Source organism: Bacillota bacterium (assembly GCA_013178415.1).
Taxonomy (GTDB): Bacteria; Bacillota; SHA-98; order Ch115; family Ch115; genus Ch115.
The window spans coordinates 43,367-58,159 of sequence record JABLXA010000018.1 but is presented as its reverse complement, the minus strand read 5'-3'; the positions used below and the strand labels follow the sequence as shown (position 1 = coordinate 58,159).

General features: G+C 51.1%; 13 protein-coding genes and 1 other annotated feature. Of the genes, 10 read left to right on the top strand and 3 right to left on the bottom strand.

Annotated features, from left to right (window positions below; genetic code table 11):
* Positions 1–39: 39 nt before the first annotated feature.
* The 3 genes from HPY52_13370 to HPY52_13360 all read left to right on the top strand — a co-directional run bounded on the left by HPY52_13370 (position 40) and on the right by HPY52_13360 (position 3,871).
* Positions 40–1,227: a serine hydrolase gene (locus HPY52_13370; GenBank protein ID NPV81239.1), complete on the top strand. Its 1,188-nt coding sequence runs from the start codon at positions 40–42 to the stop codon at positions 1,225–1,227.
* Positions 1,224–2,423 (top strand): anhydro-N-acetylmuramic acid kinase, encoded by a 1,200-nt coding sequence (locus HPY52_13365; GenBank protein NPV81238.1) that lies wholly within the window; start codon positions 1,224–1,226, stop codon positions 2,421–2,423. The genes HPY52_13370 and HPY52_13365 overlap by 4 nt, the downstream gene beginning before the upstream one ends.
* Positions 2,424–2,587: 164 nt before the next feature.
* On the top strand, positions 2,588–3,871 hold the full coding sequence (locus tag HPY52_13360) for an MFS transporter (protein NPV81237.1): 1,284 nt from the start codon (positions 2,588–2,590) through the stop codon (positions 3,869–3,871).
* Here HPY52_13360 and HPY52_13355 read toward each other — a convergent pair.
* The 3 genes from HPY52_13355 to HPY52_13345 form a co-directional block, all read right to left on the bottom strand.
* A complete protein-coding gene (locus HPY52_13355) occupies positions 3,852–4,682 on the bottom strand; it encodes a phosphate ABC transporter ATP-binding protein (protein ID NPV81236.1) in 831 nt (276 codons plus the stop codon). The genes HPY52_13360 and HPY52_13355 overlap by 20 nt on opposite strands.
* 203 nt (positions 4,683–4,885) lie before the next feature.
* On the bottom strand, positions 4,886–6,688 hold the full coding sequence (phoR, locus tag HPY52_13350; protein NPV81235.1) for a phosphate regulon sensor histidine kinase PhoR: 1,803 nt from the start codon (positions 6,686–6,688) through the stop codon (positions 4,886–4,888).
* A 6-nt stretch (positions 6,689–6,694) separates the two neighbouring features.
* Complete coding sequence (locus tag HPY52_13345) at positions 6,695–7,390, bottom strand: response regulator transcription factor (protein NPV81234.1); 696 nt, start codon at positions 7,388–7,390, stop codon at positions 6,695–6,697.
* A gap of 179 nt (positions 7,391–7,569) precedes the next feature.
* On the opposite strand from HPY52_13345, the gene HPY52_13340 reads away from it, so the two are divergent.
* From HPY52_13340 to HPY52_13310, 7 genes are all read left to right on the top strand, one after another.
* Positions 7,570–8,019 carry a MerR family transcriptional regulator gene (locus HPY52_13340; GenBank protein ID NPV81233.1) on the top strand — a complete coding sequence of 150 codons (450 nt, stop codon included), beginning with the start codon at positions 7,570–7,572 and terminating at the stop codon, positions 8,017–8,019.
* A gap of 18 nt (positions 8,020–8,037) precedes the next feature.
* Positions 8,038–9,369: a type I glutamate--ammonia ligase gene (gene glnA, locus HPY52_13335; protein NPV81232.1), complete on the top strand. Its 1,332-nt coding sequence runs from the start codon at positions 8,038–8,040 to the stop codon at positions 9,367–9,369.
* Between the two features lie 219 nt (positions 9,370–9,588).
* Positions 9,589–9,993: a binding site (T-box leader), on the top strand.
* Between the two features lie 52 nt (positions 9,994–10,045).
* The gene (locus tag HPY52_13330; GenBank protein ID NPV81231.1) at positions 10,046–10,579 is read left to right on the top strand and encodes a tryptophan transporter; all 534 of its coding nucleotides are present in this window, start codon (positions 10,046–10,048) and stop codon (positions 10,577–10,579) included.
* 62 nt (positions 10,580–10,641) lie between these two features.
* A complete protein-coding gene (gene trpS, locus HPY52_13325) occupies positions 10,642–11,628 on the top strand; it encodes a tryptophan--tRNA ligase (protein ID NPV81230.1) in 987 nt (328 codons plus the stop codon).
* Positions 11,629–11,718: 90 nt separating this feature from the next.
* Complete coding sequence (locus tag HPY52_13320; protein NPV81229.1) at positions 11,719–12,387, top strand: DUF554 domain-containing protein; 669 nt, start codon at positions 11,719–11,721, stop codon at positions 12,385–12,387.
* Positions 12,388–12,715: 328 nt separating this feature from the next.
* Positions 12,716–13,723 carry a DUF4921 family protein gene (locus tag HPY52_13315; GenBank protein NPV81228.1) on the top strand — a complete coding sequence of 336 codons (1,008 nt, stop codon included), beginning with the start codon at positions 12,716–12,718 and terminating at the stop codon, positions 13,721–13,723.
* Between the two features lie 189 nt (positions 13,724–13,912).
* Entirely contained in the window at positions 13,913–14,692 is a 780-nt protein-coding gene (locus HPY52_13310; GenBank protein NPV81227.1) for a glucosamine-6-phosphate deaminase, read from the top strand.
* Positions 14,693–14,793: the final 101 nt, after the last annotated feature.

Below are 14,793 nucleotides of genomic sequence, written 5' to 3'. Positions count from 1 at the left end.
TGCCATAAGGAATTCGGGGGGATACCGCGTCGGTTGGATATGAGAATTTTCGATCCTCAAGAGGCGGGCATGGACGCTGATCGTTTGGAGAGAGCCCTGGAACTCATCAGGAGGAATGCTGCCGACAGAACGGAGAAATTTGCATATCCTGGGGCAGTTACGCTTATAATCCGCCGGGGCCTGCCCGTCGCTTATGAGGCATGCGGGTATAGATCTCTCGAGCCTGAAAAAGTGCCCATGACCGTTGACACCATCTTCGACATGGCTTCCATTACCAAGCCCGTTGCCACGACTTCCGCCTTCTTGCGGCTTTTGGAGATGGGTGAGGTGCTATTGGAGGATCCCGTTTCCAAATATCTTCCGGAATTCGATGCCCCCATGAAAGATTGCATTACCCTTTTCCACCTTTTGACCCACACTTCAGGGCTGCCGGCTTCTGTGGCTATCTACTTACATGGTAGCACGAGAGAAGATGCGGTGAGATCTCTTTTCTCACTGCACCTTATTCATCGTCCCGGCGAGAGGGTCTTATACAGCTGTATGGGATTTATCATTTTGGGTCTCATAATTGAGAAGGTGACCGGGAGCGATCTTGGGACCTTCGTCCGCCAGGAAGTATTCGAGCCGCTAGGCATGACGGAGACGGGATTTTTCACAGTGGAGGAGTGCCATGATAGAAGCCGGATTGCCCCGACGGAAAAGCGTGGTGGGGGCAGCAATGGTGCGGGAATCCTGGAATGGATGAAGCGCAGTGGCAAATTCCTCGATCGCCACAGCTCGAATGGCATCGCTTGTGGCGCTGTCCACGATGAGAACGCGCTTGCCATGGGTGGCATCAGCGGAAATGCGGGATTATTCAGCACCGCTGCGGACATCGGGCGTTTCGCCTTGATGTATCGGAATTCCGGGGCCATGGATGGAAAGATGATTTTTTCCCCTTCCACAATATCCCTTGCCACACACAATCACACTATAGGCCTGGGCGAGAATCGGGGGATCGGCTGGCAGCTCAAGACACCGGGGGCCTCATCTTCTTTCGGCAATCTGATGTCAGCTCAGGCCTATGGTCACACGGGATTTACAGGGACCGGCCTCTGGATAGATCCGGTACTTGACCTTATCGTCATTCTCCTGACGAATAGAGTGCATCCATCAAGGACAAATGAGAGACTGATGGAATTGCGGCCGCGATTTGTAAACGCGGTAGTGGCGGCGATCGAGCCATGAAGGCCAAAACCTTGAATGATATCCAGAACAAAAAACGACGACGGATAGTGGGCCTTATGTCCGGGACCTCATGTGACGGGATCGACGCAGCATTGGTGGAGGTCGAGGGCAGTGGCGAGAAGACGAGGATCCAATGTCTGGCCTTTGAGAATTATAAATATGACCCCGTTGTCCGAGAGAAGATCTTTGAGCTCTTCCATCCACGGACATCTACCGTAGACAAAATCTGCCACATGAATTTCTATCTCGGGGAATTGTTCGCCGAAGCCGCCCTTCGCATTATCGAGAAGGCCGGGTTAACGCCAGAAGATGTGGATGCTGTCGGCTCTCATGGCCAGACTATTTACCATATGCCGAACCCAGTAGATGATGGAGGGTATAAGATCCGCTCGACCCTTCAGATCGGTGAATCAGCTGTCATAGCGCAGCGTACAGGGCTCATCACCGTATCTGATTTTCGAGCGAGGGACATGGCTTGCGGCGGGCAGGGGGCTCCCCTGGTGGCGTATGCAGATTATGTGCTGTTCGGGGCCTCCTCTAACCGCACAAGGCTGATCCAGAATATAGGTGGGATAGCCAATCTTACCCTGGTCGGGGGCTGCGTACGCTTTGAAGACATCATAGCATTTGATACTGGGCCTGGGAATATGCTTATAGACGGGATTGTAAGTATAGCCACCGGAGGCCGGTTGAATTTCGATGTGGATGGTCGGCTTGCCGCTGCTGGCAGAGTTTCAGACACCCTTCTTGAACGTTTGATGCGGCATCCATTCATTTCAAGACACCCCCCGAAGACTACCGGGAGGGAGGAATTTGGAATCGACTTCGCGCAAAAGGTTTTCCATGAAGGGAAGGTCATCGGGCTTTCTGATGAGGACCTAGTGGCGACAGTCACAGCCTTCACCGCGGAATCAATAGTCTCCAATTATGAGAAATTCATCTTTCCCCGCTATCGGGTGGATGAAGTGATCCTTGGGGGAGGCGGGAGTTACAACCCTTCCCTTACGACGATGTTGAGGAAACGTCTGGCCCCGATTCCTGTTTTGACTCATGAGGATTTTGGAATATCGAGTGACGCGAAGGAAGCAATCGCCTTTGCAATACTTGCAAATGAGACGCTCTGCGGGCTTCCGTCGAATGTTCCATCAGCTACAGGAGCGCGTGATAGAGTCATTCTTGGAAAGATCGACCTTTGATTATTGTCGGCCACGAACCCAATCCTGATTGCTGAGAAATTTAACCTATGATGGATTTCCTTATGTCCCACTCTAGCCGCGGGTCATTTGATCAAAGGAATATGGGAGGGAGGCTGCGGCAATCCCCCGGTAGCCGGGCCGGAGGGGCGGACGCCGCAATCGGAGTGAACAAAAGACAAAAGCAACTTCTGTCGCTCAGAGTTTTCTATTTTGTTTATTTGCTGGGCTTCAGTGTCTATAGCCCGTATCTTAATTTATATTTCAGGCGGGGTGGGCTTTCGGGCGAGCAGATCGGAATCCTGGGGGCCTTGACTCCGCTATCAATTCTGGTTTTCGCGCCCATCGTAGGGATACTGGCCGATCGAGCTTTGGCGAAAAACAGGATCCTGGGACTTCTTTTGTTGGGTAGTGTGGTATGTTTCCTAGGCCTCACGATACTGCCAACTTTCTGGTACATTTTCGTTATCATGCTGATTTTCGCCATAGCTCTTGCTCCCTGCCGGTCGCTTGTTGATTCCATCGTCCTTGATTTCCTCGGCGGGAAGGGTGCGGCATATGGGGGCGTACGGGTTTGGGGATCCGTTGGATTTGCTGCAGGAGTTGTTCTGTTGGGTAGGGTTATCGATAAGTTTGGGTTGGGTGTCATGTTCCCGCTCTATGCGTTGTTTGGCGGAGGAAGCGCTATCCTTGCCTGGATTCTCCTCCCAGGCTCTATGGCTCCCGGGAAGAAAGAATCAGATGAAGCAAAGGTTGGATCAAAAGGATCAGAGACCGTTCGGATGCCCTCGGCCCGTGCAATCTCGACCCGCACGCCACTGATAAATATGCTGAGCTTTCCGCCGGAGATCCGCTCGAATAAGTCTCTGATAGCCTTTCTCTTCATCGCGTTTCTGGCGCGGATGAGTTCCGCCCCTTATTATACGTTTTTGTCGATACATCTCGATGGACTCGGGGCCTCGGAATCTCTTATCGGTCTCGCGTGGGGGTTGGCCGTTACCAGCGAGATAATCTTGTTCTTTGCGTCTGGCAGGTTGATAAGCTGGATAGGCGCAGAAGGTGTCTTCCTGGCCGGGATGATCGGCACAGCCATCAGGTGGTTCCTATTCGCCTCTGTTTCGAGTTTGACCGGCGCCCTGGCCCTTCAACTCCTCCACAGCATGACCTATGGAGCATTTACTGTCGGGGCCGTAGCCATCATCACAGGGCGCGTGCCTGCGCACCTGCGGACTAGCGGTCAGGGCCTGCTGGCCGCAGCTACTGAGGGTTTGGCCGGGATATTTGGCTCTATCTTTGCCGGCCGTCTTTTTGACGCAATGGGACTTCGCGCCACATTTTTGGGATCCGGCATCATAGCCGCCATATCGACCATGCTTTTTGTGGCGCTGCTGATGTATGAGAGGGCCGGAAGGGCCCGTGAAGCCCATGCCATCAACCAAATCGCCCGGTAATATATGCCTCGGTCCGTCGATCCCTAGGTCTCTCAAATAGCTCGGGGGTCTTGCCGAACTCTATGAGCTCACCATTTAAGAAAAACCCTGTGACATCGGACACGCGGCCTGCTTGCTGCATGTTATGGGTCACGATTATTATAGTATAGCTAGATTTGAGCTCATGTATCAGGTCCTCTATTCTGGAGGTTGAGATAGGATCGAGAGCGGAGCATGGTTCGTCCATAAGCAGGACTTCGGGCTCAACAGCAAGAAGTCTCGCAATACATAGGCGCTGCTGCTGCCCGCCTGAAAGGCCAAGGGCAGGGGCATGAAGACGGTCTTTTACCTCGTCCCAAAGGGCTGCAGCTCTGAGGCTTTGTTCAACCAATTCCTGGAGTCTCTTCCGGTTCTTCAAACCGTGAATCCGGGGACCATAAGCGATATTATCAAAGATAGTCATCGGGAAGGGGTTGGGCTTTTGGAAGACCATGCCCACCCTTTTCCGCATTTCGACCACATCGATGTTTGGAGAATAAATATCTTGGCCATCCAATAAAACCGTTCCTTCTATCCTCGCCCCGTCTATGAGATCGTTCATCCGATTCAGAGTTCGTAGAAATGTAGATTTTCCGCAGCCCGACGGACCAATCAATGCCGTCACGCTCTTTTCGGGAATCTCTATGGTCACGTCTGAAATGGCTTTTACATCACCGTAATAGACATTGAGGTCACGAGCGATTATTTTCGGCTTAGGAGATGCGAGGGTGGATTCAGATTTCTCATCGCTCCTAGCGGCGGTATAAGTTGTTGAAAGATGGAAACCACCCACGCTAAGCTGATCATACGCAAGTTCCAATCGTTTCGCCTCCAGGACAGGACGGCACTGCTGATCGAGTGTTGGGATGCACACAGCCGCCTGCTATTTCAGCCACAAGTATAAGGGGGCGCAGTTAATCTGCGGTTTCTGAAATGTTAACTTATTGTTAAGGAGACGCTTGCGCCGCCGGTGCGAGGTCATCGCCGCCTCCATAGTTAGAGAACCCTCTGCGCTGAGGAATGGGGAATTGTGAATGTAACGCGCGTTCCTTTCCCCACCTCGCTGTCGATCCAAGCCTTGCCGCCGTGGCGTTCCACTATGTGCTTTACTATGGCAAGCCCAAGGCCGGTGCCGCCCACTTCCCTCGAGCGTGCTTTATCTACTCTATAGAAACGTTCAAATAAGCGGGAGAGGTGGGCTTTCGGGATGCCGATGCCCGTATCTTCCACAAAGACCTCAACTGCCTCATTTCCCATACTGGCTCCGATGGTGATCTTGCCACCAGAAGGCGTATACTTTATGGAATTATCAATCAGGTTCATGAACACTTGTCGCAGAAGGTCAGCATCCGCCATCACTTCGGGAAATTCCTCGGGAATAGTCACTTCTACTGTGAGCCCTTTTGCGTCTGACTGCCGCTTCAGGACGGTATGAACGCTCTCCGCCAACCTCGCCAGATTGGTTGGCCTTTTCTTCAACTCGATATGTCCGGACTCTATTCTTGATAGGTCGAGCAAGTCGGAAATGAGTCTTTCCAGGCGATTGGCCTCCTTCTGGATTATCTGAAGGAATCTTCTAGCTGTATCTGGATCCTCCATCGCGCCATCTAGAAGCGTTTCTATGAAGCCTTTGATCGAGGTCAAGGGAGTGCGGAGTTCATGAGAGACATTGCTTACGAATTCGGTTCTAACCTGCTCGAGTCGCCTGAGTTCAGTTACGTCCTGTATTACTGCCACTACACCCGCCTCTCCACCGCCTGCTTTCTCGATACAAGTAACGCTGACCCGCAGGGTCCTTTCATCCGGGGTAAATACCTTGAATTCCGCCGTGCGCACCTCGCCCCTGGTGGCGTTGGAAATAGCTTCAACAAGACCATAGTTGCGAATCGCTTCGAGGAACTTCCTCCCAAGGGCCATTTCTTCTGAAACTCCGAACATTTCTTCTGCAGCCGGATTCATCAAGATTATCCTGTTGTTGCTGTCCACAGCCACGACCCCATCCACCATGCTAGCTAGTATGGCCCGCATTTTGTTTCGTTCTTCGGATGTTTGATAGATCGTGACGGACAGTCTGTCAGCCATGTAGTTCAGAGCATCTGCCAGGCGCCCCATCTCATCTCCCGAGGTAATTCTGACCCTTCGGGAAAGATCCCCATTTGATATTTTCGAGGCAATATTGGTCATTTCCCTGAGAGGTCTTGCCATGTTCAATGCTATGAGATAAGCGATACCGCCAGCCAGGAAAATGGAGACGAGGGCGGCCAGCATTACCTTGCTTTGTATGTTTACCTTTATTTGCCTTATCTCGCCAATGGGCTTCGAGAGTTTGACCATCCCTAGGATGCGATCGCCGGATCTCAAAGGCGCAGTGGCCTGGATCCATTGCCCCTGGCCTATGGTGGCGTAGTTCCTACTTGACGGGATGGTTTCGGGATGGGTAGAAATGGATGGCTGGTTTTTCGGATTCTTGGAAGGATTTTTCACCCAATCCGAATTTCCCCATGAATCGGCGAGAACTGTACCATCTGGCAGGGTTATGATGGTGCGGGCATTCGTGTCTTCCGAAATTCGCGAGACCATATCATGAAGGATGCCTGAATCTGCTGATGTCAATTCCGCCAAACCCTGGCTCATGATGAGTTCAGAGGCGATTTTTGCATTTGCCTCAAGTGTAGATTCAAATGTCGAGACAAAATGGACTTGGAAAGCCTGGTCCAAGGATAAGGCTGTAATTCCGGTGATCAGGAATACTATAATGAAAAATGCGATCGAAAGTTTTGTAAGGATTCCGAATTTCATGGTTTGCTAATCACCCCTGATCCTATACCCGAACCCATGCACTGTCTCGATATACACGGGCTGGGAGGGGTCGGGCTCAATCTTTTGTCGCAGACGACGGATATGCACATCAACAGTTCTAGTCTCCCCAATATACTCGTACCCCCAGATAGTTTCCAGGAGATATTCACGCGTCAAGACCCTCCCTAGATTCTCCATGAGTATCCGGAGAAGCTCGAATTCCTTGGGCGGGAGATCTAATTCACGACCATTCAATGTAACAAGGTGCTTTTCACTATCCAGCATCAGATCTCTGACTTTCAAGACCTGCTTCTTCGTCTCCGCGGATTCTTCGCCAGACGAGCGCCTGAGGACCGCTCTCACTCTCGCAATTAATTCCCTTGGACTGAAGGGCTTGGTTATATAATCATCTGCCCCGAGCTCAAGGCCCAGGACTTTATCAGTTTCTGAATCCTTCGCGGTAAGCATGATTATCGGGAGGTTACTTTCCTTTCTGATTTCCCTGCAGATAGTAAGACCGTCTTCTCCTGGCAACATGATGTCAAGGATCACAAGATCCGGCCTTTCAGCCCTTATCCTGTCGAGAAGGCCTCCTCCGGAATAGGCGGCGGTTACTTTGAATCCTTCACGCACCAGGTTGAAACGGATGAGCTCTACAATGGAAGGTTCATCATCCACCACGAGCACTTTCGTCTCTTTCATGGCCGCTTTCATCCCTCCCCAGCTGATTGTTCACCATTGTTCAGGAGATTCGATGCCACCCTCTGCTTTTTTATTATACCATAGCGGACCATATTCCCAATATGTCAGATTTTCTAACATATTGCTTGACGTCGGATTTTCTAACAAATATAATCACACATAAGCCAATCACACCACACATGAATCAATGGGTCCGCCCTGAGGCAAGCCGGGAGGTGGGGAAATTGGAGCCAGATCTTGATACACCAGTATTTCCTATCGGGGTAGTCAAAAGGCTTGTAGGCCTGACCGAGCGCCAGATAAGGTATTATGACAAGATGGGCCTGGTTGTTCCTTATAGGACAAAGGGCGGCACCAGGATGTATTCTGGAAAGGACATCCTGATACTCAAGCAGGTAAAGGGGATGATGGAACAGGGATTTCGCGTGAAGGAAGTCAAAGAGAGGTTTGAGGAGAGAAAAGCCCGCGAGAGCAGGGTCAGTCTGCGGGAAGGTTCCAGGGCTGCCTCTGTCAGGGGAGCTGCCCCTCTTGAAGGTGACGACGAAAGGCCAGTCATTCTACATTCTCTATATCCGGTGTCTGATCAAGCGGCGCTGATGAAGGCGCTTGATAAAATAAGAAACGATTGATGGAGAGGAGAAATAAAGATGCCAGAGTTTACAAAAGAAGATGTAATGCGAAAGGCCAAGGAGCTTGACGTGAAATTCATCCATATGCAGTTTACTGATATCACCGGTGTTCTCAAGAACGTTGCCATCCCTGTTGAACAGCTTGAAGCGGCCCTTAATGGAGATATTATGTTTGATGGATCATCAATAGAGGGGTTTGTCCGAATCGAAGAGTCCGACATGTATCTTCGTCCTGATCCCTCCACATTTACGGTATTTCCATGGACAATAGGAAATGGCACCATAGCCCGGCTGATGTGTGACATCTATAGCCCTGATGGCACTCCTTTCGAAGGATGTCCCAGAAATGCATTGAAAGCCGTGCTGAAGGAAGCAGCTGATATGGGATTTGCCATGATGGCTGGGCCTGAGCCAGAATTTTTCCTGTTCAACAGAGATGAAGGAGGACGTCCGACAACTAGCACCTGTGACCAGGCAGGTTACTTCGACCTCTCGCCGATAGACCTCGGGGAGGAGGCCCGCCGTGATATGGTGATCGCCCTTCAGAGCATGGGGTTCGAGATAGAAGCTTCCCATCACGAGGTTGCGCCGGCGCAGCATGAAATAGATTTTCGATATGCCGATGGTCTTAAGACGGCTGATAACATCGCAACCTTTAAGTTCGTGGTGCGGGTCGTCGCGCAGAGGCATGGTTTGAACGCCACATTTATGCCCAAGCCTGTGTTTGGTGTAAATGGTTCCGGAATGCACACACATCAGTCTCTGTTTGCCGGTGATGAGAACGCTTTCTTCGATCCAAATGGGAAATACCAGTTGAGTGACGTGGCCCTGTGGTATATTGGGGGGCTCATGAAGCACGCCAGAGCCTTCACGGCCGTAACCAACCCCACCGTAAATTCATACAAGCGTCTGGTGCCAGGATATGAAGCCCCCGTATACATTGCCTGGTCTGAGCGAAACAGGAGCCCGCTTGTGAGGGTGCCAGCCGCCCGCGGCAAGAAGACCCGGCTGGAACTCAGGAGCCCTGATCCATCATGTAATCCCTATCTTGCCCTGGCAGTGATGCTGAAGGCAGGCCTCGATGGCATAAAGAACAAGATACTTCCTCCTGAACCCGTCAACAAGAACATATATGCCTTGTCCCCCGCCGAGAGAAAGGAAATGGGGATAGACAGTCTCCCCGGCTCGCTTGCAGAGGCGCTTGAAGAGTTGCAGAAGGATGAAGTCATAATGAGCGCCCTTGGCCCGCATATCTCCCAGCGCTTCATAGAGGCTAAGCAGTTGGAATGGGATATCTACAGGACCCAGGTTCACAAGTGGGAGATAGATCAGTATCTGACGGTATTTTAGCAGAAGCGAAGGGAGCCACCGCTATCGGAAGGAATATCCGATCGGAGATTGAGTTTTTCACAGCGAATGGCAGAATTTTTGAGCAATATACTCGCCAGTAATTCGTCATGTGGATTTAAGATCAAATTTGCTGACTTCTGGGAGGAAATAGGGGTTTCATGGGGATGGTCGACGAGTTATACTGTAAATACAAATATCTGATCTTGCATGACATAGCCTGAGAAGATGATGAGCGGGAATAGTAATTGCGTGACTCAGGCCACAGAGAGCTGACGATTGCTGAGAGTCAGCGCCTGCGGCGCAATGAATGGGCCCGGGAGTCTCTCCCCAAAAGCCGGGCCGATGTTTTCCCGGGAAATATCTCCCGGTGGACATGCAGGGGGGCCCTGCGAGTAGGCGGAGACGGGACCCGCCGTTAAAAGGGAAGGACATCGGCTAGTTTTGTCTGGCCTGTGTCTTGAGAAGTGAGCGGACCTGCAACGATTTCATCTGGTAGATTTTACTTATCATGGATTTAGTGGCATTTTGCGCATGACCTGTTGTCACCAGGTGGTATCATGGGTTTACCAGGTGATCTGAGTGGGTCAATTAGGGTGGCACCACGGGAATTGCCCCGTCCTTATATAGGACGGGGTTTTTTGTATCACAGGAAGGAAAAAAGGGAGAGTGAGAGAAAATGAAACTCAACAGGTTCATTCAGGTTGCCCTTCTTATGGCCATTGGTCTGGTCTTGCACTATGTGGTTCCTCCTATTATGCTGGGGATGAAGCCCGATCTGCTGCTGAGCATGCTTTTCATTGTTTTGCTCATGGAGACGGATCCGAGGCTTACCGTGGAAGCTGGTATAATAGGCGGGATATTGACGGCTCTTACGACTACCTTTCCTGGTGGCCAGCTCCCGAACGTCATCGACAAGATACTGACCACATTCATCGTTATGGGCCTTATTCGTCTGTTAAAGCCGGCGGTGGGAGAGAAGGTGACCGTAGTCGTGATTGGAGTGCTGGGAACAATAATAAGCGGCACTATTTTCCTGGGATCAGCGGCATTGATAGCTGGGCTTCCTGGGCCATTTAAGGTTCTATTCACCACGGTTGTGTTGCCGGCTGCTCTAGTCAATACTATCGCACTGGTTGTGCTCTATCCATTGGTTATCATGAGTGAGCGGGCGGTCAGGGGCAAGAATCATCAACCCGCAATAGGCAAATAAAGCCGGATGGTTCGACATGTAGTTGATCTCGCCCTGCGCCCGATGGGGAGGAAAGTGAAATAATGGAGACAAAGAAGCGAATCTTTAGCGGCATGAGACCTACGGGGAAGCTTCATCTGGGTAACTATTTCGGCGCTCTTAGCAACTGGGTACGTCTCCAGGATACTTACCAGTGTGTGTATGCTGTAGTTGATTGGCATGCACTGACCACAGGCTATGAGGATACGAGCGGCATAAGGGAAAACGTCTATGAAATGGTGCTTGACTGGCTCGCGGCGGGACTTGATCCAGAGCGAAGCATAATATTTGTGCAGTCCCACGTGAAGCAACACGCGGAGCTCCATTTACTCCTATCAATGGTCACACCGCTCGGCTGGGTAGAAAGAGTGCCAACCTATAAGGAACAGCTTCGCGAGTTGGCGGGCCGTGAGATTGCCACATATGGATTCCTGGGTTATCCAGTTCTCCAGGCCGCCGATATCCTGGCATATAAGGCCGAGGGGGTTCCGGTAGGGGAAGACCAGGTGCCGCATGTAGAGCTTACAAGGGAAATAGCTCGTAGGTTCAACCACTTTTTTGGACCTATATTCCCAGAGCCGGAGACTCTATTGACCCACGTAAAGCTCCTGCCGGGCGTTGATGGGCGGAAGATGTCAAAAAGCTATGGAAATGAGATTGCTATGACTGCCTCTTCGGATGAGATACGGAACAAAGTCATGAATCTAGTAACCGATCCTGAGAGAATCCACCGGACAGACCCCGGTCACCCGGATGTCTGTATTGCCTATAAATTTTACGAGGCTATAGCACAAGAGACGGCGGCGGGAGTGTCTGAGGAATGCCGGAACGCAAAAGTCGGGTGTGTCCAGTGCAAGAGGCGGCTCTTTGACCTGCTGGAAGCGTTTATTGCGCCTTTACGCGAGCGCCGCGAGGAATATGCCAAGGATCCCGACTTTGTACGTAACATCCTCGCGGAGGGAGCATCTCGAGCACAGGTAATCGCTGAGGCCACTCTCAACGAATGTCGCGAGGCCATGAAGCTGTGGTAGTTTAATCCAATTAATGGCATTGCATAAACACCTTGTTTATGTTAAATTCCTCATGTGAGTTTCCGGGGAGATGGGATGGGGGGCCGCGGAGTGATAGGTACTCTGACAAACGTAGCAACTGTTGTGCTAGGCAGTATAATTGGACTTTCACTTAAACAGAGGATCCCAGAGCGGCTCACCATTCCTGTGGTTCAGGGGGTAGGTCTTTTTACGATGGTGCTTGGCGTCAACATGGCTCAACAGGGGAAAAGCCCACTAGTCGTGTTATTCAGCCTCGTCATCGGAGGGGTTCTGGGAGAGCTTTTGCGGATCGATGTAAAGTTGGACTCTCTGGGGAGCTGGTTTGAATCGAGGTTTGCGGCCAGGGATGGATTCAATAAGGGGTTCATTGCCGCTAGTCTCCTCTTTTGCGTCGGCCCCATGGCAGTCGTTGGGTCAATCCAGGATGGTCTATATGGGAATTATCAAATACTTCTTACTAAATCAATTATGGATGGGGTGTGCTCAATAGCCTTCGCCTCAACCTTGGGAATAGGCGTTCCCTTCTCCGCGCTTGTAATCCTCCTTTTTCAGGGCGGCATTTCCCTTGCCGCTTCCCTGGTCCGACCTCTTCTTACAGATCCCGTAATTACAGCTATGACAGCGGTGGGAGGGATAATGATCCTGGGGATTGGAATCAATATGCTTGGCCTGGCCAAATTAAAGGTCGAAAATATGTTGCCAGCCATCCTGGTGGCGGTGTTTCTGGGCATGCTATAGAGCCCGTAGGCTTTCGGCAGATGAACGTCCACGGGCCCATAAAGCCATAGCAAGCAATGTCATTTATTACAGTCTCAAGCCCGATTCTTCTTGATTATGAGGATGCACGTCTTCTTTTGCCGCTTGAGGATAGGACTTAGGAGGCGCTCCAGGAGTTCGAACATTTTATCTTTACCCCCTTCCGGCTCCTCTCAGGAGTAGCACCCCTGCTCCATAATTAGACTCACAATATTATATCGACGAATCCGCTATTGTGTGTCATCATTTCCCGGGAAATCTACTGATTACCTTTAAGTTTGTATTACTATTCTAGCCAGGAGGTTGTGAGATGCCAGAATTACGTCAAGATATCATCACTGGGGACTGGACAGTCATTGCCACGGAACGCGCCAGAAGGCCGCAGAATTTCACATCGAAGAATTTCGAGGCCATCCAGTCAAAACCATCGTTCAAACCTGATTGCCCATTCTGTCCGGGCAATGAACGAGAGACTCCGCCAGAGGTTTTCGCTTATAGAGATGCCTCTGCGCCAGCAGATTCCGGAGGCTGGAAGGTACGTGTAGTTCCAAACAAATTTCCTGCGTTTTCGCAGGGAAAATACTCAGAGTCGCGGTCGGGCATTTATTCTATCAAGAGCGCAACTGGCGTGCATGATGTTATAATTGAGACCCCCCGTCATGATATAAGCCCCGGTCTCATGGCAGCGGCTGAATTTCACATGGTCTTGAAAGCTTATCGCCAACGGTATCGGATGATCATGGAAGATGATCCGCGCCTCGAATATATACTCATCTTCCGCAACCATGGACGTCCTGCCGGGGCGTCGCTTGAGCATCCACACTCGCAGATATCAGCCTTAGGATTGATCCCGCCGGTGATCGCAAAGGAACTGCAAGGAACCCAATTATATTACGAGGCGAACGGCAAATGCGTTTATTGCGATATGATACATGAAGAGGTAGAAACTGGGTCACGACTCCTGGCGGTTCAGGATGGCTATGTGGCCTTTCAGCCTTTCGCGTCACGTGTTCCTTTTGAGACATGGGTGATTCCCATAAATCATCAGTCCAGGTTCGAACTCGAAGATGATCCATCCCTGGAAGGACTCTCGCGGGTCATGACGGAAGCGCTAAAGGCGCTGTCTATTTCTCTTGGGGATCCAGCATACAATTATGTTCTGCACACCTCTCCATGTCATGGAGATCATTTCTTTCACTGGCATATCGAAATCTTGCCGAAATTGACAATACAGGCTGGGTTTGAGATCGGGACGGGGATGTATATAAATGTGGCGCGTCCCGAGGAAACTGCGGAATTTTTGAGGAATTCCCTGTGAAACCAGAAGGTAGCAGCAGTCGCGAGTGAAATCTAGCTCGGGCGCGCTAGGGATTCATGTAGATGACAATGGGGGTGGGGGGTTCAGAGAAGCAATGGATTCATGCGCTCCCATTGTCTTAGGCAGGAAACATCTTACCTGTGGGCGAATCTTCTGTTTGGTAGATTACTGTTAGGAGGTAGGTCTCATATGCAATTGAATCCGCAGGCCTTGAAAGAATTTATCGTAGATAAGTTGAACGTTAAAAGTTACGAGACTCGTCAAGAGATGGGGCATGCTGCTGCGCTGGCCGTGGCCGAGGGTATAAAGAAGTACCTCAGCCTGAAAGGATCTTGTACCATGGTATTCGCTGCAGCGCCATCGCAAAATGAATTTCTGGATGCGCTTTGTTCCTTCCCAGGCATTGACTGGCCCAAGGTAGTCGCGTTTCATATGGATGAGTATGTGGGATTGCCAGCGGGGGCTCCCCAGCTTTTTTCCACTTATCTCCGAGAGCATATATTTAACCGCGTAAAAATTGGCAAAGTCTATTTCATAGATGGTAATGCCGCCAACCCTGAGGAAGAATGTGAAAGGTATGCAGAGCTCATACGGAAAAATCCTATAGATATAGGCTGTCTGGGGATCGGAGAAAATGGGCATATTGCATTTAATGACCCACCCGTGGCCGATTTTAATGATCCTAAAATAATGAAGATAGTCCAGCTGGAAGAGCGATGCCGTATGCAGCAGGTTCATGATGGCTGTTTTCCGCGGCTCGAAGATGTTCCGACCCATGCCTTGACGCTTACTGTACCTGCGTTAATGTCTTGCAAGGAAATCTATTGCATGGTGCCTGGGCCGACCAAAACAGAGGCGGTGGAGCGCACTTTGCATGGCCCGATATCTACAGAATGTCCAGCGACCGCGCTACGTAAGCACCAGAAGGCCACCCTCTTCCTTGACGCAGCCGCTGCAGCTCTGGTCTAGGAAATAGGGCGCCCGGTGATTTGGGGCGGCGGTGGGGATGGGCACTCCTCCCGGCGGACGCAGCGTAGCCGGGGATGGTGCTACCGTCCCGTCGGACGCGA